Annotated in this window: 15 protein-coding genes and 1 pseudogene; 6 read left to right on the forward strand and 10 right to left on the reverse strand. The window is 70.6% G+C overall.

The window, feature by feature from the left end:
* Positions 1–810, forward strand: a pseudogene (locus AQJ27_RS15020) (DUF2637 domain-containing protein); the annotation flags it as partial.
* Positions 811–885: 75 nt separating this feature from the next.
* Here the strand turns inward: AQJ27_RS15020 and lysS are convergent.
* Positions 886–2,628 carry a lysine--tRNA ligase gene (lysS, locus tag AQJ27_RS15025; RefSeq protein WP_067367950.1) on the reverse strand — a complete coding sequence of 581 codons (1,743 nt, stop codon included), beginning with the start codon at positions 2,626–2,628 and terminating at the stop codon, positions 886–888.
* 146 nt (positions 2,629–2,774) lie between these two features.
* Between lysS and argS the strand changes: the two genes are divergently transcribed.
* From argS to AQJ27_RS15040, 3 genes are all read left to right on the forward strand, one after another.
* The gene (gene argS / locus AQJ27_RS15030) at positions 2,775–4,547 is read left to right on the forward strand and encodes an arginine--tRNA ligase (protein WP_067367715.1); all 1,773 of its coding nucleotides are present in this window, start codon (positions 2,775–2,777) and stop codon (positions 4,545–4,547) included.
* 459 nt (positions 4,548–5,006) lie between these two features.
* Positions 5,007–5,570, forward strand: a complete 564-nt coding sequence (locus AQJ27_RS15035; protein ID WP_067367952.1) for a lamin tail domain-containing protein — start codon at positions 5,007–5,009, stop codon at positions 5,568–5,570.
* A gap of 178 nt (positions 5,571–5,748) precedes the next feature.
* Positions 5,749–6,630 carry a DUF4253 domain-containing protein gene (locus tag AQJ27_RS15040; protein ID WP_067367718.1) on the forward strand — a complete coding sequence of 294 codons (882 nt, stop codon included), beginning with the start codon at positions 5,749–5,751 and terminating at the stop codon, positions 6,628–6,630.
* Between the two features lie 13 nt (positions 6,631–6,643).
* Here the strand turns inward: AQJ27_RS15040 and AQJ27_RS15045 are convergent, their stop codons facing one another.
* The 3 genes from AQJ27_RS15045 to AQJ27_RS15055 all read right to left on the reverse strand — a co-directional run bounded on the left by AQJ27_RS15045 (position 6,644) and on the right by AQJ27_RS15055 (position 9,330).
* Positions 6,644–7,840, reverse strand: a complete 1,197-nt coding sequence (locus tag AQJ27_RS15045; protein ID WP_067367720.1) for an aminotransferase-like domain-containing protein — start codon at positions 7,838–7,840, stop codon at positions 6,644–6,646.
* A gap of 144 nt (positions 7,841–7,984) precedes the next feature.
* Positions 7,985–8,887, reverse strand: coding sequence for an SAM-dependent methyltransferase (locus tag AQJ27_RS15050; protein ID WP_067367723.1), 903 nt, complete (start codon positions 8,885–8,887; stop codon positions 7,985–7,987).
* Between the two features lie 179 nt (positions 8,888–9,066).
* Positions 9,067–9,330, reverse strand: a complete 264-nt coding sequence (locus AQJ27_RS15055; RefSeq protein WP_235613597.1) for a helix-turn-helix domain-containing protein — start codon at positions 9,328–9,330, stop codon at positions 9,067–9,069.
* A 162-nt stretch (positions 9,331–9,492) separates the two neighbouring features.
* On the opposite strand from AQJ27_RS15055, the gene AQJ27_RS15060 reads away from it, so the two are divergent.
* Complete coding sequence (locus AQJ27_RS15060; RefSeq protein ID WP_067367730.1) at positions 9,493–10,203, forward strand: DUF4232 domain-containing protein; 711 nt, start codon at positions 9,493–9,495, stop codon at positions 10,201–10,203.
* A gap of 4 nt (positions 10,204–10,207) precedes the next feature.
* Here the strand turns inward: AQJ27_RS15060 and hemB are convergent, their stop codons facing one another.
* From hemB to AQJ27_RS15090, 6 genes are all read right to left on the reverse strand, one after another.
* A complete protein-coding gene (hemB, locus tag AQJ27_RS15065) occupies positions 10,208–11,221 on the reverse strand; it encodes a porphobilinogen synthase (protein ID WP_067367734.1) in 1,014 nt (337 codons plus the stop codon).
* A 226-nt stretch (positions 11,222–11,447) separates the two neighbouring features.
* Entirely contained in the window at positions 11,448–13,169 is a 1,722-nt protein-coding gene (locus AQJ27_RS15070) for a bifunctional uroporphyrinogen-III C-methyltransferase/uroporphyrinogen-III synthase (RefSeq protein WP_067367737.1), read from the reverse strand.
* The gene (hemC, locus tag AQJ27_RS15075) at positions 13,166–14,188 is read right to left on the reverse strand and encodes a hydroxymethylbilane synthase (protein WP_079064986.1); all 1,023 of its coding nucleotides are present in this window, start codon (positions 14,186–14,188) and stop codon (positions 13,166–13,168) included. The genes AQJ27_RS15070 and hemC overlap by 4 nt, the downstream gene beginning before the upstream one ends.
* Positions 14,185–15,954 carry a glutamyl-tRNA reductase gene (locus tag AQJ27_RS15080; RefSeq protein ID WP_067367743.1) on the reverse strand — a complete coding sequence of 590 codons (1,770 nt, stop codon included), beginning with the start codon at positions 15,952–15,954 and terminating at the stop codon, positions 14,185–14,187. Before AQJ27_RS15080 ends, hemC begins: the two co-directional genes overlap by 4 nt.
* The gene (locus AQJ27_RS15085; RefSeq protein ID WP_054228018.1) at positions 15,951–16,715 is read right to left on the reverse strand and encodes a redox-sensing transcriptional repressor Rex; all 765 of its coding nucleotides are present in this window, start codon (positions 16,713–16,715) and stop codon (positions 15,951–15,953) included. Before AQJ27_RS15085 ends, AQJ27_RS15080 begins: the two co-directional genes overlap by 4 nt.
* A gap of 362 nt (positions 16,716–17,077) precedes the next feature.
* Positions 17,078–17,377: a glutaredoxin family protein gene (locus tag AQJ27_RS15090; protein ID WP_075033738.1), complete on the reverse strand. Its 300-nt coding sequence runs from the start codon at positions 17,375–17,377 to the stop codon at positions 17,078–17,080.
* A gap of 128 nt (positions 17,378–17,505) precedes the next feature.
* On the opposite strand from AQJ27_RS15090, the gene AQJ27_RS15095 reads away from it, so the two are divergent.
* Positions 17,506–18,456: an HAD family hydrolase gene (locus AQJ27_RS15095; protein ID WP_067367746.1), complete on the forward strand. Its 951-nt coding sequence runs from the start codon at positions 17,506–17,508 to the stop codon at positions 18,454–18,456.
* Positions 18,457–18,618 lie beyond the last annotated feature (162 nt).

The following is an 18,618-nucleotide window of genomic DNA, read 5'->3' on the forward strand; positions in this document are numbered from 1 at the left end:
GGCCGCGCCTGGCGCCGCAAGGCCCCGGTGGAGTCCATGATGCCGCTGCGCCTGGCCCGCTACGGCGTACCGCTCGCCGAGACCGCCCCCTCCGGCCTGGCGGCGGCGGGCATCGAGCCCGCGCTGTTGCCCCCCGCGCCACAGTTGGAGGTGGCGCGCGAGCCGGAACCGACGGCACCCGTCGTACAGAGCAACGCGGCGCCTGTCCGGGAACAGCTTCCCGCCGCCGAGGCGAACGAGCCCCCCGAGCAGCCGGAGGACTACGCCGAGCCGCAGAGTCAGTGGCTTCAGGCGCGGGACCCCCAGGCCGTCGCGTATCAGGGCGGTTACGACCCGACGTACGACCCGACGTACGACCCGGATGTCGCGTACCGGCAGTGGTACGAGGAGCAGCAGCAGGCCGAGCAGTTCGAGGAGCAGCAGCAGTTCCGGGCTCGGCAGCAGTTCGAGGAACAGCAGCGGTTCGAGCAGCAGACGTTCCCGCAGCAGACGTTCCCGCAGCAGCGGTACGAGGAGCAGCCTGCCCCCGCCCCGGAGCCCTCTGGGGAGGACACCGGTACCTTCCCGATCCCGTCCGGCCCGGGCCGTACCCGTGCGCTGGGTGCGGGCGGCGGCTCGGAGCCGACCGAGGAGGACTACTACCTGGTCTTCAAGAAGTCGATAGACGGCAGCTATCCGACCTCGGGCCAGTTCAGGGGCGACGTGGAGGCGACGTACGGCACCACGCTCCCGCAGCGCGAGGCCGACCGCATGGTCAACCGCTTCACCAACCGCCACACGGCGGAACTCCAGGAAGACCACATCGCGTAGGCACGTCAGCGTGTACGAGGAAGGGGGCGCCCGGTGTATTCACCGGGCGCCCCCTTCCTCGTGCAGCCGTAGGCCCTACGCGCCGAGCAGCTTGCGCACCCGGTCCTGTCCGACCGCGAGCAGCAGCGTGGGCAGGCGCGGACCGGTGTCACGCCCGACCAGCAGGTGGTACAGCAGCGCGAAGAAGGTGCGCTGGGCGACCTTGATCTCCGGCGGGAGCTCCTTGGCGGTGGCGTCGGCGGGGAAGCCGGCCTGGACCTTGGGGACGCCGTAGACGAGGTGGGTGAGGCCGTCCAGGGACCAGTTCTGCTCGAGCCCGTCGAGGAGCAGTCGCAGCGACTCGCGGCCCTGGTCGTCGAGCGACTTGAGCAGGTCGACGTCGGGTTCGTCGCGCACGACGGTGCGCTCCTCGGCCGGCACCTGGGTGTTGATCCAGGTCTCGGCCTTGTCGAGCCGGGGCCGGACCTCGTCCAGGGAGGCGAGGGGGTTCTCGGGGTCGAGCTCGCTCAGGATCCGCAGGGTCTGGTCCTCGGCGCCGGCGGTGATGTCGGCGACGGAGGCGAGGGTGCGGTACGGCATCGGGCGGGGGGTCCTGGGCAGCTCTCCGGCGGCGGTGCCGACCGCGCGGGCGTACGCGGCGGCGTCGGCCGGGAGGACCGAGCCGTCGGCGACCTTGCCCGCGAGCTTGTCCCACTCGTCGTACAGGCGCTGGATCTCCTGGTCGAAGGCGATCTTGAACGACTGGTTGGGTCGGCGGCGGGCGTACAGCCAGCGCAGCAGCTGCGGCTCCATGATCTGGAGTGCGTCGGCCGGGGTGGGTACCCCGCCCTTGCTGCTGGACATCTTGGCCATGCCGGAGATGCCGACGAACGCGTACATGGGCCCGATCGGCTGCTTGCCGCCGAAGATGCCCACGATCTGGCCGCCCACCTGGAAGGAGGACCCCGGGGAGGAGTGGTCGACCCCGCTCGGCTCGAAGATGACGCCCTCGTAGGCCCAGCGCATGGGCCAGTCGACCTTCCAGACCAGCTTGCCGCGGTTGAACTCGCTCAGCCGGACGGTCTCGGAGAAGCCGCAGGCGGAGCAGGTGTAGGCCAGCTCGGTGGTCTCGTCGTCGTAGGAGGTGACGGTGGTGAGGTCCGTCCCGCACTGGCCGCAGTAGGGCTTGTACGGGTAGTACCCGGCGGCCGAGCTGCCGTCGTCCTCGGCGGCGGCGCCGGAGCCCTCGGCGGCTTCGAGCTCGGCCTCGTCGACCGGCTTCTGGCCCTGCTGCTTCTTCGCGGGACCCTTCTTGGTCCGGTACTGGTCGAGGATCGCGTCGATGTCACCGCGGTGCTTCATCGCGAACAGCACCTGGTCGCGGTAGACACCGGAGGTGTACTGCTCGGTCTGGCTGATCCCGTCGTACTCGACGCCGAGCTCGGCCAGCGCCTCGACCATGGCGGCCTTGAAGTGCTCGGCCCAGTTCGGGTGCTCCGAGCCCTTGGGGGCGGGGACGGAGGTCAGCGGCTTGCCGATGTGCTCGGCCCAGGAGTCGTCGATGCCTGGGATGCCGACCGGGACCTTGCGGTAGCGGTCGTAGTCGTCCCAGGAGAGCAGGTGGCGCACGGTGTGCCCGCGGCGGCGGATCTCGTCGGCGACCAGGTGCGGGGTCATGACCTCGCGGAGGTTGCCGAGGTGGATCGGGCCGGAGGGGGAGAGCCCGGACGCGACAACGACCGGTTTGCCCGGGGCCCGACGCTCCGATTCCTCGATGACCTCATCCGCGAAACGGGAGACCCAGTCGGTGGTCTCGGTGCTCTGAGCCACGATCGGCACGTCCTTCTTTCTCATACGCCAGTACGGCTGACCCCACCATTCTCCCAGCTCGGGCGTGAACCGCGAAAACGGCTTTTCACCGCGTGGGATACTGGCTTTCCTGTAGTCAGAAACTTCCGGAACCCGAGCAGAACGGCAGCCACTCCATGGCCTCGGTCACGTCCCTCACCGCCTCCGTCCACCAGCGCCTCGCGGACGCCCTCTCGGCAGCCCTGCCGGAGGCCGGTTCCGCGGACCCGCTGCTGCGACGAAGCGACCGGGCCGACTTCCAGGCCAACGGGATCCTGGCCCTCGCGAAGAAGGCGAAGGCGAACCCGAGAGAGCTGGCGACGCAGGTCGTGGCGCGGGTCGAGTCGGGTGACGTGATCAAGGACATCGAGGTCTCCGGGCCCGGCTTCCTGAACATCACGATCACCGACAAGGCCATCACGGAGAACCTGGCGGCGCGGTACGAGGACGGCGAGCGCCTCGGCGTGCCGCTCGCCGAGAACCCGGGCACCACGGTCATCGACTACGCGCAGCCGAACGTGGCGAAGGAGATGCACGTCGGTCACCTGCGGTCGGCGGTCATCGGCGACGCGGTGGTCCAGATCCTGGAGTTCACCGGCGAGAGCGTGGTCCGGCGCCATCACATCGGCGACTGGGGCACCCAGTTCGGCATGCTCATCCAGTTCCTGATCGAGCACCCGCACGAGCTGGACCACAAGGGCGAGGCGGAGGTCTCCGGCGAGGAGGCCATGTCGAACCTGAACCGGCTCTACAAGGCGGCGCGGACGCTCTTCGACTCCGACGAGGAGTTCAAGACGCGGGCGCGGCGCCGGGTGGTCGACCTCCAGGCGGGCGAGCCCGAGACCCTCGCCATGTGGCAGAAGTTCGTGGACGAGTCGAAGATCTACTTCTACTCGGTCTTCGACAAGCTGGACATGGAGATCCGGGACCCGGACGTGGTCGGCGAGTCGGGCTACAACGACATGCTGGACGAGACCTGCCGCCTCCTGGAGGAGTCGGGCGTGGCGGTCCGCTCCGACGGCGCGCTCTGTGTGTTCTTCGACGATGTGAAGGGCCCGGACGGCAACCCGGTCCCGCTGATCGTGAAGAAGTCGGACGGCGGCTACGGCTACGCGGCGACCGACCTCTCGGCGATCAGGGACCGTGTCTTCAACCTCAAGGCGAACACCCTCGTCTACGTGGTCGACGCCCGTCAGTCCCTGCACTTCAAGATGGTCTTCGAGACCGCGCGCAGGGCGGGCTGGCTGGGCGAGGACGTGCAGGCGCAGCAGCTGGCCTTCGGCACGGTGCTGGGCAAGGACGGCAAGCCGTTCAAGACGCGTGAGGGCGAGACGGTCCGGCTGGTGGATCTCCTGGACGAGGCGATCGAGCGGGCCACCGCCGTCGTGCGGGAGAAGGCCGAGAAGGTGGGCCTGAGCGAGCAGGAGATCGAGGAGAACGGCCGGTACGTCGGCATCGGCGCCGTGAAGTACGCGGACCTCTCGACCTCAGCCGTCCGGGACTACAAGTTCGACCTGGACCAGATGGTCTCGCTGAACGGCGACACGTCCGTGTACCTCCAGTACGCGTACGCCCGTATCCGGTCGATCTTCGGCAAGGCGGGCGACCGTACGCCGCTGGCCCACCCGGAGCTCGAACTGGCTCCGGCGGAGCGGGCGCTCGGTCTGCACCTGGACCGGTTCGGGGAGACGCTGGAGGAGGCGGCCGTCGAGTACGCGCCGCACAAGCTGGCGGCGTACCTGTACCAGCTGGCGTCGCTCTACACGACGTTCTACGACCAGTGCCCGGTCATCAAGCCGGCTCCCGCACAGGAGGTCGCGGAGAACCGCCTCTTCCTGTGCGACCTCACCGCCCGCACGCTCCACCAGGGCATGGCTCTGCTGGGCATCAGGACGCCCGAGCGTCTCTGATCTCCCGCAGGGCGCCGAGCCCGGCGTACCCGACCCGTAGTACCTGATCCCGTAGGCCGCTGACGCGCCTGCGGGATCAGGCGTTTCCGCACCCGGACGCGCGTACGCACGATCACCCGAGCGGGTACCCCTGCTCGCTCGGGACTGTTACTCACTTTCGGGTGACGGTGGAGGTCGCGGACGGGTGGCGCGGCATGGCGAAGAAGTGGCGCAGGCCAGTACTGATGCGGCCACACCCCCCGAAGAGGCGTCAACCCGACACACCTTCACAAAACGTGCACAGTACAGGCGACTATCACAACAGTGTCGTTGATCGGCAACGCCCTCCGATTCCGGGACGTAGCGGAGCACTTCAGTCGGCAAGCTATGCGGTGTCCGGCCAGCAGGCCGGGTGCACGAACAGCGGGCCGACGGCACGATCCTGTCGCCATGGCCCGCCAGTACCCCAAGGGGGCACCCATGACCGCTTCGCAGACCTTCACGGCCCGTCGCCTGGCCGCCGCCGCTCTGTCCGCCGCCGCACTGGTGGGGGCAGCCGCCCTGCCGGCGGCGGCCGACGGATCCGGGCCGCGCGGTCCGCAGGTGGAGATCAGCAAGGTCCAGTACGACGCCCCGGGACACGGCTCCAGGTCCAACCGCTCGCTGAACGAGGAGTGGGTGCAGATCACCAACAGCGGGCGCGACAGCGTGAACCTGGACGACTGGACGCTGTCCAACCGTCAGGGCCGCGTCTACACGTTCCACCACCTGCGCCTGAACGGTCACTCCACCGTCCGCGTCCACACCGGCGTCGGCCGTGACACCTACCGCGACGTCTACCAGGACCGCCGCAACTTCGTCTGGGACGACCGCAAGGACACCGCCACGCTCCGCAACGACCACCGTCGCGTGGTCGACACCATCTCCTGGGACGCCAGGCACCACGGCGACGACGGTCGCGGACACGGCGACAACCGCGGACACGGCAGCGACCGCGGCCACGGCGACAACCACGGCGGCGGTCCGGGCCACGGCCACCGCTGACCCCTGGCGGGTCGGGACCGGCGCACGGACTGCGCCTTCCTCGACCCGCGCCTGACCCTCTTCGCGCGGCGTGCCACGAACCACCTGTGGCACGCCGCGCACGTGTGCCCCGGCCGTCCGGGACCTCGTGGGCGGACCCCGGGGCGCGTTGTCAGTGGCGGGCCCTAAAGTCACCGGCATGGCGACACTTCCGAACCCGCTGCCCTCGCTGGCGGCAGATCCGAGCGGGCGCGCGCTCGGCCTCGAACTCCCGCCCGGGAAACTGATCGACGCGACAGACGAGGGCCCCTGGCACGAGCCGTTGCTGTGGCACGCCGAGGCGCCGGCCGCCCCCGGAGACTGGGCCACGCTGGGTTCCGCCCCGCGCACGGCCGGCCTGCTCCCCCTCCTCATAGACGTCGGCGGCGGCCAGGGCGGCCCGGAGGAATGGGAGTTGATGCCCGAGGAGACGTCGTACCCGGGGGATCACGACGCCGACGAGGTACTGGCGGGGTACTGGGAGGAGTACGCGGAGGACGAGCTCGAAGCCGACGCGGACTACCCCGGCAAGGAAGCGGTCACCGAACTCTTCGGTGAGGCGAAGGAGTTCGCCGAGACGATCGCGCCGCACGGCGTGCAGTGGCCCGGCCTGGCGCCGGCCACCGCGCCCGGGGCGGACGCGGACGACCGGGCCACCGAGGTCGCCGACTCCCTCGCGGGCGGCGGCTCCTGGCTGAAGGAGCCGCGCCTCGCCCTGGTCCCGGCGCGCCGCAGCGCGGACATCCCGGCGGCGATCGGCTGGTCCGGCCCGGTGAACTACGAGGGCGACGTGGCCCGCCTCTGCGCGGTCCTGCGCTCCTGGGAGGACCGCTTCGGCATACGGGTCGTGGCCCTCACCTTCGACCAGCTGGTCCTGTCGGTGGCGGCTCCGCCCACGACGGCGGCCGAGGCCGAGGCGGTGGCCGCCGAGCACTTCGCCTTCTGCCCGGACAACATCACGCAGGGCGAGAGCGAGACGCTGCGCGCCTACGCGGCGGACGAGGTGCTCGGCAGGCGGGTGTGGTCCTTCTGGTGGGACTGACCGGCTCCCGTGTCTACCGAAGTCCCTTCGCCAACCGCTTCAGCCCCTCGCCGATCTCGTCCGGGGTCTGGGTGACGAAGCAGAGCCGCAGCGTCGCGGGGTCGGGCTCCCCGGCGTAGAAGGGCGCGCCAGGCACGTACGCCACTCCCTGCTCCACCACTTCGCGGAGCAGGGCCGTGGTGTCGTACGACTCCGGCAGCCGCGCCCAGAGGAACATGCCGCCCTCGGGCCGCGTCCACGTGGACCCGGCCGGAAGGGCGTCGGCGATACCCGCCAGCATGGCGTCGCGCCGCTCGCGGTAGACGCCCGCGACCCGTGCCACATGGGCGTCGAGGTCCCGGTCGGCGAGATACCGCGCGGCGGCGAGCTGGTTGACGGTCGGGGTGTGCAGATCGGCGGCCTGCTTGGCGACGGCGCACGCCCGCAGCAGCGCGGCGGGCGCCCGCAGCCAGCCCAGCCTGAGGCCGGGCGCCATGACCTTGGAGAAGGAGCCGAGCAGCACGGTCCGGTCCTGGGCACCGTCGTACGAGGCGATCCACGGCACCCGCTCGCCCTCGAAACGGAGCTCACCGTACGGGTCGTCCTCGACGATCCACACCCCGCACCGGGCGGCGACGGACGCGACGGCGGCCCGGCGCTCGGCCGTCAAGGTCCGGCCGGTCGGGTTCTGGAAGGTCGGCACGGTGTAGAGCAGCTTGGGCCGCTCGCGAGTGACAAGCTCCTCGAGCGCGTCCGGATCGATCCCGTCCCCGTCTCCCGGCACCGCGACCACCCGCGCCCCGGCGAACGCGAACGCCTGGAGTGCCGCCAGATAACAGGGGCTTTCGACGAGTACGGTGTCGCCGGGCTCGACCAGGGCGGTCGCGAGCAGCGAGAGCGCCTGCTGCGACCCGGTGGTGACCAGTATGTCGTCGGCGTCCGTCGGCAGGCCGCGCGCGGTGGTCCGCTCACCGAGGGCTGCCCGCAGGACGGGCTCGCCCTCGGTGGTCGAGTACTGCAGCGCCCGCTCGGGCTCGTGGGCGAACACGTCACGGAACGCGGCGGCGATCCCCTCCGTGTCGAACAGCTCCGGTGCCGGCAGCCCGCCCGCGAAGTTGATCACCTCCGGCCGCGCGGTCACCGCGAGGATCTCCCGTACCGGCGACCCACCGATCGCGGTGGCCCGCGCGGCGAGCGGCGGCACGGCTTGGGCAATCCCGAGACCGGTCACAGGACGACTCCTTCTCCTACGGCTCCCACAACCCCTGGTCCGCCACCCTAAGGAGACACCTGCGCCCTACACCGACCAATTCCGCGATGCGGACACGAACGACTTCGCCTGCTGCGGACACAGGCCGGCCGGAGCCTTACGGAGTCAGGGCTTGATGCCCGTCACCCCGTACACGTTGATGTCCGCGTCCGTCACGTCATTGATGTCGCGATAGCGGATCTTCTCGATGTCGTCGAGGCCGGCGAAGTACGCGGGATCCACCTTCTCGGGCAGCGGAGCCGCACCGTCGGGCCGCCAGCGGTGCACGGGCACGACGCCCGGCTCCTCCACCTCGAGCCCGTTCTCCGTGAAGAACCGCTCCACCTCGGCCCTGGACCGCAGCACGAACGTGAACCCCCGCTCGGTGAACGTCCGCTGAACCGCCCGGATGTTCTCCGCGTTGAGATCCTCGGTGAGGTGGCTGAGCACCAGCCGGCTGCCCGAAGGCAACGCCTCCACCAGCTCACGCACGATCGGATAGGCCTGCTCGTCCTCGATGAAGTGCAGTATCGCCACCAGCACGAGCGCGATCGGCTGCTCGAAGTCGAGGGTCTTCGCGGCCCCTTCGAGAATCCGCCCGGGCTCCCCGAGGTCCGCGTCGATGTAGTCCGTCTGTCCCTCGGGCCCACTGGTGAGCAACGCACGCGCGTGAGCGAGCACAACGGGGTCGTTGTCGACGTACACGACCCGCGACTCCGGAGTGATCCGCTGCGCGATCTGGTGGACGTTCTCCTGCGTCGGCAACCCGGTACCGATGTCCAGGAACTGGCGGATGCCCGCTTCCTGGGTCAGCGTGGTGACCGCCCTGCGCAGGAAGTCCCGGTTGTGCCGGACGTCGAGGTAGCCCCGCGGATTGGCCACGATCGCCGCGGCGGCCGCGGACCGGTCGACCGGGTAGTTGTCCTTGCCCCCGAGGAAGACGTCGTAGACGCGCGCCGGGTGCGCCTTGGTGGTGTCGATCCTCCTTCTCAGCTCGGCGGGGTCCTGGCTGAGAGCATCACCGGGCATAAAGCCTCTCCCTGGAGAGTCGCGTCATTCAACGGGCAACAACGTAACTCCTAGGGGGACTTGATAGTGCCCGTCTCCTCGCCAACCTGTCGCGGCCGTCTCCCACTCGCTGCCGCCCTCACATCCGTCGCGGGCGCCGCGGGCACCCCCTTCTGCCCCCGCAGCACATCCGCCCGCACCTACTGCCGACGCAGCTCCACCAGTTCCTCGGGAGTCGCCCCGCACGCGCGCGCGAGCCGTTCCACGGGTGCGTAGTCCGTCGGTACGGCGTCCCCGTTGACGTACCGATGCAGCGTGGACGTACTCACGTGCAGCCGCTTCGCGAGCACCCCGTAACTGAGTCCGGACCGCTCCTTCAGCTCCCGCAGCAGCCCCGCGAACTCGTCCCCGCCCACCGTTCCTACAACCCCCGCGTCCCGGTCCGCGTTCCAGGGGGACGACATTTCCCCTGGTCAGACCCCCTACGAACGTTCCGGCGTCCCGTATCCCCCGGCAACCGTGGCGCCCGGGACGGATCAGCCGACAAGCTGTGGTCATCCAGGCACGCCGCTCCCCTCGACCGGTCGAGCGGCCACCGACCAGCCACACCCACAGGGGGATCACCCATGTCCGCACGCACCGCCCGCACCCGCCTCCTCGCCGCCACGACGGTCGCGCTCGCCGCGCTCGCCCTGACGGCGTGCGACAACGGAAAGGGCGTACGTGACGAGGGTCCGTCCGCCGCGTCCAACTCCTCCTCGCAGCCGACCGGGTCCACGGCCGACGGCGGTACGAAGGGGAAGCCGGCGGGTGAGACGGGAGGCTCGACGGCCGCCCCCAAGAGCACCACCACGCCGGGCACCACCACGACGGGAACCAGCGGCGGCTCCGGCTCCGCGGGCAAGAACGGCGGAGGCACCACGAGCACCCGGAACCCCACCTGCAACGGCGCCAACACCAAGACCACCGCGACCGAGGTCTCCCGCCCCCTCAACCACCTGCTCCTCACCGTCACCAACACCGGTGCGAAGAACTGCGATCTGACCGGCTACCCGATCGCCCGCTTCGGCGAGGCCCAGTCGGTCCCGCCGGTCGCCGAGTCGACCCACCCCCAGGCGGTCGTCACACTGGCCCCGGGCGAGTCCGGCTACGCGGGCGTCCTGCTCTCGGCCGCCGACGGCAGCGGCGGCAACGGCTACACGGCCAAGACCCTCGTCGTCGGCTTCGCCAAGGGCAGCAGCGCGACCCCGGCGCTCCCGGCGAAGGGCGTGTACGTGGACGACAAGCTCACGGTGACGTACTGGCAGCAGAGCCTGGACGACGCGCTGGCCTACTGAGCGCCTACTGAGCGGCTGCCGGGCCCTGTCGGAGCTTCTGCGCGACCTCGGTGGCCCAGTAGGTGAGGATGTTCTGGGCGCCGGCCCGCTTGATGCCGGTCAGCATCTCCAGGATCGCCTTGTCACGGTCGATCCAGCCTTTCTCGGCCGCCGCCTCGATCATGGAGTACTCGCCGGAGATCTGGTAGGCGGCCACGGGCACGTCGACCGAGTCCGCGACCCGCGCCAGGACGTCCAGATACGGCCCCGCCGGCTTCACCATCACCATGTCGGCGCCCTCCTCCAGATCGAGGGCCAACTCCCGCAGGGACTCCCGCACATTGGCGGGGTCCTGCTGGTACGTCTTGCGGTCGCCCTTCAGCGAGGAGGCCACGGCCTCCCGGAAGGGCCCGTAGAAGGCGGAGGAGTACTTCACGGTGTAGGCGAGGATGGCGACGTCCTCGCGCCCGATCTGGTCCAGGGCGTCCCGGATGACCCCGATCTGCCCGTCCATCATCCCGCTGGGCCCCACCACATGGGCTCCGGCGTCGGCCTGGACCTGGGCCATCTCGGCGTACCGCTCCAGGGTCGCGTCGTTGTCGACGCGGCCTTCCGCGTCGAGCACTCCGCAGTGCCCGTGGTCGGTGGTCTCGTCGAGACACAGATCGGACATGACGAGCAGTTCGTCGCCGACCTCGGCGCGCACGTCGCGAAGGGCGACCTGCAAAATCCCGTCCGGGTCGGTCCCGGGGGTTCCCACGGCGTCCTTCTTCGCGTCCTCCGGCACACCGAAGAGCATGATCCCGGAGATCCCGGCCTCCACGGCCTCCAGCGCGGCCTTCTTCAGGCTGTCGCGCGTGTGCTGCACGACGCCGGGCATCGTCGCGATGGGAACCGGCTCGCTCACACCCTCCCGCACGAACGCGGGGAGGATGAAGTCGGCGGGGTGCAGCCGGGTCTCGGCGACCATGCGCCGCATGACCGGCGTCGTACGCAGCCGCCGCGGCCGCGTACCGGGGAAGGATCCGTACTTCGTCATGCCCTCTACGCTACGCCCGCCCCTCCACTGCCCTTGCCGACACCGTGCCGGTACCCGATTCGTTCGACTGACGGACGATGAGGCATGAGGCCTGGGGGCCGGGGCGCAGCCCCGCCCCCAGGAGCGCGGGGAACTGCGCGCCCAGCCCCCACCCGCCCGCAGCCGAAAACACACAGGGGGTATGAGGGGCGAAGCCCCTCATACCCCCTACGCACACCTATGCCGACTACGTCGTACGACGCCTGCGCGCCCCCGGCCGACGCTCACTCGGCCGAGTGACCGGATCCCCCGCCTCCGCGGCGGCAGCCCGACGCCGGAGACCGAAGTCCGCCAACGCCTCGGCCAGCTTGAGCACGGACGGCTCGGGAGCCATGACATCGACCCGCAGCCCGTGCTCCTCCGCCGTCTTGGCGGTGGCCGGACCGATACAGGCGATCACCGTCACGTTGTGCGGCTTGCCCGCGATGCCCACGAGATTGCGTACGGTCGAGGACGATGTGAAGAGCACGGCGTCGAAACCGCCCCCCTTGATCGCCTCCCGCGTCTCCGCCGGCGGCGGCGAGGCCCGTACGGTCCGGTAGGCCGTGACGTCGTCGACCTCCCAGCCCAGGTCGATGAGCCCCGCGACCAGCGTCTCGGTGGCGATGTCGGCCCGCGGCAGGAACACCCGGTCGATCGGGTCGAACACCGGGTCGTACGGCGGCCAGTCCTCCAGAAGCCCCGCGGCCGACTGCTCACCGCTCGGCACCAGATCCGGCTTCACGCCGAAGGCGACCAGTGCCTTCGTCGTCTGCTCGCCCACCGCCGCTACCTTGATCCCGGCGAAGGCCCGCGCGTCGAGCCCGTACTCCTCGAACTTCTCCCGCACGGCCTTGACCGCGTTCACGGAGGTGAAGGCGATCCACTCGTAGCGGCCCGTCACCAGGCCCTTGACCGCGCGCTCCATCTGCTGCGGCGTCCGCGGCGGCTCGACGGCGATCGTCGGCACCTCGTGCGGCACGGCTCCGTAGGAGCGCAGTTGGTCGGAGAGCGAGGCCGCCTGCTCCTTCGTCCGCGGTACGAGCACCTTCCAGCCGAACAGCGGCTTGGACTCGAACCACGAGAGCTGCTCACGCTGAGCCGCGGCGGAACGCTCACCGACCACGGCTATCACCGGGCGCCCCCCGTCCGGGGACGGCAGCACCTTCGCCTGCTTCAGGGTCTGGGCGATCGTCCCGAGCGTGGCCGACCAGGTCCGCTGACGCGTCGTCGTACCGGCGATCGTCACCGTCATCGGTGTGTCGGGCTTGCGACCGGCCGCGACCAGCTCGCCCGCGGCGGCGGCCACGGAGTCCAGCGTCGACGAGACGACGACCGTCCCGTCCGACGCCCCGACCTCGGTCCAGCACCGGTCGGAGGCCGTACGCCCGTCGACGAACCGCACGTCGGCGCCCTGCGCGTCGCGCAGCGGCACACCGGCGTACGCGGGCACGCCCACGGCCGCGGCGACACCCGGCACGACCTCGAACGGCACGCCCGCGGCGGCGCAGGCCAGCATCTCCTCGGCGGCGTACGTGTCGAGCCCGGGGTCACCGGACACCGCACGCACGACCCGCTTGCCGCCCCGCGCGGCCTCCATGACAAGATTGGCAGCGTCCCTCAACGCGGGGTCACCAGCGGTCGTTGACACGGCGTCAACAACCGCTAGTTGAGGCGTGCCTGTGCCCGGATACGTACTGGAAGACGTGCCCAAAGGCGTCCCCCCGTCCGTATTCGTACTCAGTACGGCGACGCCTTGTCTGGCATGGACGCGGACCATGTCGAGTACCTCGTACTCGGCGACGAGAACATCCGCGTTCGCCAGCGCCTCGACGGCGCGCAGTGTCAGTAGTCCCGGATCTCCGGGTCCGGCACCGAGGAAGGTGACGTGCCCGTGTTCGGGACCGGCGGGAAGGGTGGTGGGGCTCAATGTGCTCGCTCCCCCATCAGACCGGCCGCGCCCTTGGCAAGCATCTCGGCGGCGAGTTCACGGCCGAGCGCCATTGCTTGGTCATGTGTCTCGGGCACGGGACCGGTGGTGGACAGCTGCACCAGCGTCGTGCCGTCGGTCGTGCCGACGACGCCGCGCAGGCGCATCTCCTTGACAATCTGCCCGTCGGCCAAAAGGTCGGCGAGAGCACCCACGGGTGCGCTGCAGCCGGCCTCCAGGGCGGCGAGCAGGGACCGCTCGGCGGTCACGGCGGCCCGGGTGAACGGGTCGTCGAGTTCTCCGAGCGCGGCGACGAGATCCGCGTTGTCCGCGGCACACTCGATCGCCAGTGCCCCCTGGCCGGGGGCGGGCAAAACGGTGTCGACGGACAGGAAGTCCGTCACGTCCTCTATCCGCCCGAGGCGGCCGAGGCCTGCGGCGGCGAGCACGACGGCGTCGAGCTCCCCGCTGCGTACGTATCCGATCCGCGTGTCGACGTTCCCACGGATCGGGACCGTCTCGATCGTCATCCCGTGGTTACGGGCGTACGCGTTCAGCTGGGCCATCCGGCGCGGCGAACCGGTACCGACGCGCGCGCCGTCCGGAAGCTCCTCGAAGCGCAGCCCGTCCCGGGCGACGAGCACGTCGCGCGGGTCCTCGCGCAGCGGCACGGCGGCCAGCGCGAGCTCGTCGGGCTGCCCGGTCGGCAGGTCCTTCAGGGAGTGCACGGCGAAGTCGATCTCGCCGAGCAGCAGCGCCTCGCGCAGCGCGGTGACGAAGACGCCCGTGCCGCCGATCTGGGCGAGGTGCTCACGGGAGGTGTCGCCGTACGTCGTGATCTCCACGAGCTCGACGGGCCTGCCGGTCACCTGGCTCACGGCCTGCGCCACCAGCCCGGACTGGGCCATGGCGAGCTTGCTGCGCCTGGTCCCCAGCCTCAGTGCCGCCTTCTCATCTGGTCGCCCTTGGGGCGCTCCAGCCTGCCCCTGCGGCGCACGTGGCTCACGTGGCTCACTCATGCTCGCCCTCGGTTCTTGGCGTTCTCGTTGTTGTTCTCGGCCCGCGAGACAGAGGCGACCGTCTCGGGGTCCAGGTCGAACAGGGTCCGCAGCGCGTCCGCGTACCCGGCGCCACCGGGTTCGGCGGCGAGTTGCTTGACCCGTACGGTCGGCGCGTGCAGCAGCTTGTCGACGACGCGCCGCACGGTCTGCGTGATCTCGCCCCGCTCCTTGTCGTCGAGGTCCGGCAGCCGCCCGTCGAGCCGCGCGATCTCACTCGCGACGAGGTCGGCGGCCATGGTGCGCAGCGCCACGACGGTGGGGGTGATGTGGGCGGCCCGCTGGGCGGCACTGAAGGCGGCCACCTCGTCGGAAACGATCCTCCGCACCTGGTCCACGTCCGCCGCCATCGGCGCGTCCGCGGACGCCTCGGCCAGCGACTCGATGTCGACGAGCCGCACGCCGAGCAGCCGGTGCACGGCCGCGTCGATGTCACGGGGCATGGCGAGGTCCAGCAGCGAGAGCACGGGCGCGGGCCGGGGGGCCTCGGCGACCGGCTCGGGCCTGCGGCGCTCGGGCACCCGGCCGACGGTGGCGACGGCCAGGACGAGCGCGGCGATGGCGTCGGCGTCAGCCTCCGGGTCGAGTACGGCCGCCCCGCGCGGGGCACGGGCCGCGACATCGCCCTTGTCCACCCAGGCCGCGTGCTGTTCCAGCTCGGCGGCGGCCATTCCGGCAACGGCGGCCTCGCCGAGCACGGAGAAGCCTGCCGTGCCCTGCACGGCGGACAGGTCGAGCGGACAGTCGTCGTCGGTACCGACACCGGTGGGAGCGAGCTGCGCCTGGTCTCCCACGACCGCGGACGACGCCGTACGAGCGGAGCCGGCACCGCGCACGGCGGCCTTCGCCGCCGGCCCGGCCGTGGCCACGGACTCTCCCGTACGTCCCTCCACGGCCGCCGCGACCGACTCGGCCGTCAGGACGAGCCCGGTGGCGCCGGTGCACGAGATGGCGATGTCGGCACGTGTCAGCTCGACCGGCACCGAATCCATCGGTACCGCGCGGGCCAGCACGTCCGTGTCGCCGCCCTCGTTCTCGTTGAGGATCTGGGCGAGCCGCTCCGCGCGGTCCGGGGTGCGGTTGGCGATGACGATCTCGGAGACTCCGGCGCGCGCGAGTGTCGCTGCGGCCAGCGAGGACATCGAGCCCGCGCCGATGACGAGGGCCTTCTTGCCCTTGGCCCAGGCGTCGACGGCGGCGCCGGCCGACAGCTGCTGGAGGCCGAAGGTGACGAGGGACTGCCCGGCGCGGTCGATGCCGGTCTCGGAGTGCGCGCGCTTGCCGACCCGCAGCGACTGCTGGAGCAGGTCGTTCAGCAGCCGGCCCGCGGTGTGCATCTCCTGCGCGGTGGCGAGCGCGTCCTTGATCTGGCCGAGGATCTGGCCCTCGCCCACGACCATCGAGTCGAGCCCGCAGGCCACCGAGAAGAGGTGGTGGACGGCCCGGTCCTCGTAGTGCACGTAGAGGTGGGGGGTGAGCTCGTCGAGGCCGACCCCGCTGTGCTGGGCGAGCAGCGTGGACAGCTCGGCGACGCCCGCGTGGAACTTGTCCACGTCGGCGTACAGCTCGATGCGGTTGCAGGTGGCGAGCAGGGTGGCCTCGGCGGCCGGTTCGGCGGCGACCGTGTCCTGCAGCAGCTTGATCTGGGCGTCCGCGTTCAGCGTGGCCCGCTCCAGGACGCTGACCGGGGCGCTGCGGTGGCTCAGCCCGACGACGAGGAGACTCATGCCGGCATCACGGCGGGGACGTCCCCGTCAGGACCTTTGCCGTTGTCCTCCTGGGCGGCCTGGGCCACGGCGGCGGCACCGGCCTGGGCCTCGGCCTCCTCGCCGGCCTTGCGCTGCTCGTGGAAGGCGAGGATCTGCAGCTCGATGGAGAGATCGACCTTGCGCACGTCGACGCCGTCCGGGACGGACAGGACAGTCGGCGCGAAGTTGAGGATGGAGGTGACTCCGGCCGCGACCAGGCGGTCGCAGACCTGCTGGGCCACGCCCGGAGGGGTGGTGATGACGCCGATGGAGACGCCGTTCTCGTCGATGATCTTCTCGAGGCCGTCGCTGTGCTGCACGGCGATCCCGGCGACCTGCTTTCCGGCCATCTCCGGATCGGCGTCGATCAGCGCGGCGACCCGGAAACCACGGGAGGCGAACCCGCCGTAGTTGGCCAGCGCGGCGCCGAGGTTACCGATACCGACGATCACTACCGGCCAGTCCTGGGTCAGGCCCAGCTCACGGGAGATCTGGTACACGAGATACTCGACGTCGTACCCCACACCACGCGTCCCGTAGGAGCCGAGGTAGGAGAAGTCCTTGCGCAGCTTCGCGGAGTTGACCCCCGCCGCGGCCGCGAGCTCCTCGGAGGAGACCGTGGGTACCGAGCGCTCCGACAGTGCGGTGAGGGCTCGGAGGTACAGCGGAAGCCGGGCGACGGTGGCCTCGGGAATCCCTCGGCTGCGGGTCGCCGGTCGGTGAGTTCGGCCAGTTGCCACGGTGCTCCTGCGGGTAGCGCGGGGCTGCAGGCGGTCACACGTACCTAGACCGCCCCGTCGAATGCAGGCTATGTCTTTGTGAACGCGTGCACAAAGATGGTGTCCGATTTGCCCGGGCAACGTGACGGGCGTCACGCACTTCCGGCGCGCCTGTATGGAACCGGCGCGCGCACCGCTTTGTTCCGCTCCTGAAGGGGGCAAAACCGCACACACTCCTCAACGAACCCCGCCCCCGAGACCAATCGCCGTCGATCCTAGGCGACTTTCCGGACCCGTTGGACTCACCGGTCAGGACGGGGTCCGGACCCGATCGAGGCGCAATCCGGACGGAACGCCACGCCTCACCGCGCCACACCACGCCACTACGGAGCGAGTGCTTTGCGCAGACGCGCCTCGTCCACACGCCAGAAGGTGTGCTGCGCCCCGTCCACCAGCACCACCGGGATCTGCTCCCAGTAGGCACGGTGCAGCTCTTCATCCTCGGTGATGTCCTTGTGCTCCCAGGGGACCCCGAGATCCCCACACACCTTCTCCACTACTTCTTGTGCGTCATCACACAGATGACAACCAGGCTTCCTGATGAGCGTGACCAGCCGCTCCGAGGGTGCCTTCTGCGTCGTACGGCGCCCACCGCGCCGGAACATGGAACTCATACGGGTCATTCTCCCGCCACCCGCGCGGCCCGGAGATGCCGGTCGGACGACTTCTTTAACGGCTCGGTCGCGGAGAGTTCACAGCCTCGCATCCTCTCGACTCCGGAAGCTCCGAACAAACTGGCTATGCTCACGACATGGCCGCTCTCGGATGGCTCACTCCCCGTAGGCGCTCCGCCACCGCGCGGAGCGTGTTGGCAGGCGAGGCCTCGGCGGAGGCAGCGCGCAAGTCCTCCCAGGAACTGGAGGAACTAGCCCACGACGCCGCGCCCGGCGCCGACGCGCCCGACCAGGAACCGGAGTTCCCGGTCCTCGGCGACGAGAAGGCCGCGGCCTTCTTCGACCTCGACAACACCGTGATGCAAGGCGCCGCCCTCTTCCACTTCGGCCGGGGCCTGTACAAACGGAAGTTCTTCGAGACCCGCGACCTCGCCCGATTCGCCTGGCAGCAGGCGTGGTTCAGGCTGGCCGGCGTCGAGGACCCGGAACACATGCAGGACGCCCGTGACTCGGCACTCTCGATCGTCAAGGGCCACCGGGTCGCGGAGCTGATGTCGATCGGCGAGGAGATCTACGACGAGTACATGGCCGAACGCATCTGGCCCGGTACGCGCGCCCTCGCCCAGGCCCACCTGGACGCGGGCCAGAAGGTCTGGCTGGTCACGGCGGCCCCTGTGGAGATCGCCACGGTGATCGCCCGTCGGCTGGGCCTGACCGGGGCGCTGGGCACGGTCGCCGAGTCGGTGGACGGCGTCTACACGGGCAAGCTGGTGGGCGAGCCCCTGCACGGCCCAGCGAAGGCGGAGGCGGTCCGCGCACTGGCCGGCGCCGAGGGCCTGGACCTCTCCCGCTGCGCCGCCTACAGCGACTCCCACAACGACATCCCCATGCTGTCCCTGGTCGGCCACCCCTACGCGATCAACCCGGACACGAAACTCCGCAAGCACGCTCGTACGTTCGAGTGGCGTCTGCGCGACTACCGCACGGCCCGCAAGGCCGCGAAGGTCGGCATCCCCGCCGCGGCCGGAGTCGGCGCCGTGGCCGGCGGCACAGCCGCCGCCATCGCCCTCCACCGCCGCCGCCGCTGACACCCCCGGGGCCGCGCCCCGCATCCCCCGCCCGCCCATAGTTCTTCGACCACCGGCCGGCGGGGGCTAGGCGCGCAGTTCCCCGCGCCCCTAAAAGCCTCCGGCCCGTCCGGCGTGCGAGGACAAGGCCACTCAGGCCGATGGGGCGCCGGGGCACTGGGG

Source organism: Streptomyces olivochromogenes (assembly GCF_001514115.1).
In the GTDB taxonomy this organism is placed as follows: Bacteria; Actinomycetota; Actinomycetes; order Streptomycetales; family Streptomycetaceae; genus Streptomyces; species Streptomyces olivochromogenes.